This window comes from Dyadobacter sp. CY261 (genome assembly GCF_021440085.1).
In the GTDB taxonomy this organism is placed as follows: domain Bacteria; phylum Bacteroidota; class Bacteroidia; order Cytophagales; family Spirosomataceae; genus Dyadobacter.
In genome coordinates this window covers 1-2,190 of the sequence record NZ_JAKCPW010000057.1, presented here as the reverse complement: position 1 = coordinate 2,190, position 2,190 = coordinate 1, and the positions used below count along the sequence as shown (strand labels likewise).

General features: G+C 48.6%; 2 protein-coding genes. Both read left to right on the top strand.

The window, feature by feature from the left end:
- A partial coding sequence (locus LZD49_RS35305; RefSeq protein WP_234673358.1) for a serine hydrolase occupies positions 1 to 1,773 on the top strand: 1,773 nt, incomplete at its 5' end.
- Complete coding sequence (locus tag LZD49_RS35300) at positions 1,770 to 2,069, top strand: hypothetical protein (RefSeq protein ID WP_234673355.1); 300 nt, start codon at positions 1,770 to 1,772, stop codon at positions 2,067 to 2,069. The genes LZD49_RS35305 and LZD49_RS35300, both read left to right, overlap by 4 nt.
- Positions 2,070 to 2,190 lie beyond the last annotated feature (121 nt).

Genomic DNA, 2,190 nt, shown 5'->3' with positions numbered 1-2,190 from the left:
CTATATATAGCAATTTCCGGCGGTGGATCCGGTGAGGTTGTAAACCACACTTTCGAAAAAAACGGCTTGTGGGAAGTTGCGGACGTGTCACAAGACAATCTGAACCGGTTTAATGAATGGGTAGCTCAGCGCGGTATTGCGACTCCCGGGTACCCGCCGATTATCCAAGGCCCTGGCATTGATTGGCCCCATCCAGACTTTAACCAACCTCTCGGTGTAGAGTTTGCGCGGTTCACGACCTATGGTATTTACAAGTACTACAAGAATATGGTCGACGCAGTTAAGAGTGTTAGCGATATTCCGTGCCTGTACCAGTATTCCGTCTCCTCCAACAGGCAATTCCGCGCGATCGCAAACCCAAACATGAATTTTATCGCAAGCGCAGGCGATGGAATGTATGGTAGCGACGGCGACGGGCCAGGCGATTTAACCGCGAAGATTAAAGTTAACTCCGTGAATCTCGGAACATTTCCTAACGGAATCTCAGCTACGGAAATAGACGCGGACGACATAAGCCCCGCCCGTAATAATTTCGGACGGATGCCAAAGTATTGCGAAGGTAATCTTCAGTACGGAACGTTTTTGGATATTGCCCGAAATCTATACAGTCGAGGCCTTCGCTTCCTGCTTTTTGCTATGGCGTATTGCCCTGACGAAATTAGAGGGTTCGAACCCGTCCTTCGTCCGCTTCACGAACAATACATCGGTAGGGATTATGTACGTCCGCTAATCAATGCCGCTAACACGGTAACAGTTGAAGTCACAGAGAAGTATCGGGCAAGTCAAGATCTCATGGAAGCGGTCGACCCCTATACTACGTACACAAGATACACGGACTGCAACTTTTGGGGGCCAAAAAAGCCGGAGGGTGCAACAAACTGCGAAACATCGAGTCGGCCTATCGACAGCAACAAACTCACTGGATATCTGGATAACAACCTTGACGCATATGGCGGCAATGTCCTTCTCGATATCAATAAGCCAGGCCAAACGGTTTACAGCTACTCCAAGGGGAACATTGGCAGGAATGACCCAAAGTCGGTAATGTCCATTTCGAAAGGTGTTACGGCCGCGACTCTTATGACATTCTACGACGAAGGTAGGATTGGAATGGACGACAAGGTGAGCAAGTTTATTCCATCTTGGAAGCGTAGCGATAAGGAGAATATTACCATTCGTCATGTCGTGTCGCACACTTCCGGAATTCGAGACGAAACAAATTTTGAAGGCGCAAAAACCTTAGAAGAGGCGGTCGATGGTATGTCCAACACGCAGCTTGACTTTGCTCCCGGCACACAGTTCAGATATTCGACGACTTCCTATCAAGTGTTAGCTCGGATAGCAGAGATTATTGCCGGTAAAAACTTTGAGCAAATATTCAACGAGAGGATCCGGTATAAGTGTAATATGTTGACCGCTGGATACAATCCGGAGAACCCTAGAAACCCACTTGCTGGGTATGGCTTATACGCTTCACAAAGCGATATGTCAAATTTCGCGGCCATGCTCCGCGACAACGGCTTATTCAATAGCCAGCAGGTTTTAAGCCCGAAAGCGATCGCGCTGCTGCGCACCAATATGACCGGCGGTCTGGGTAATTGGGGCTTTGGCTTCATCCTGGACGGTAGCAACCTGGTCAGCGAGTCGGCAAAAGGGTTATCGCTCTTTGTAAAGCCTGGTATTTGCTCTTATACCCTTATGACACAATCAACTTACGAGGCTACAATTGGGGCGAATAACGGTCTGCGCGAGTTGTTCAAGTCAATGTTATGAAAGACCTACCTTGGAAAATTGCCACGGCTGTGGCTATCTCAATCCTGATCATCGCGATCGCCTTATGGATCCGAGGATTTCGTCAAAAAACGCCGAACCCGGATGCGAAAAGCTTTGCCGACACGATCCGGGAAAACATTCACCGAGCCAATCAGCACGCCGATACCGCCCAAAAACATCAACAGGATTATGAAGCAGACTATCATAAATACGACAACTGGCGTGCTGATCCTTCTGTCCGGGACAGTTTGGGCGCAAGAATCTGGCGTGATGTCCAGGCAAAGGATAGCCTATGAAAGCGCCCTCCTTGATAGCGCGTACCGATATGAGTTATTAAAACCCACCCTATTCAGTTTAAGATCAGCTTATGAATCCCAAACAAAAGAAGTTGCAGAGCTACGAAACGCCGTGCGTCTG

Excerpts from the sequence above, each read along its gene's own strand:
- LZD49_RS35300 (WP_234673355.1), top strand. The coding sequence starts at position 1,770 with ATGAAAGACCTACCTTGGAAAATTGCCACGGCTGTGGCTATCTCAATC.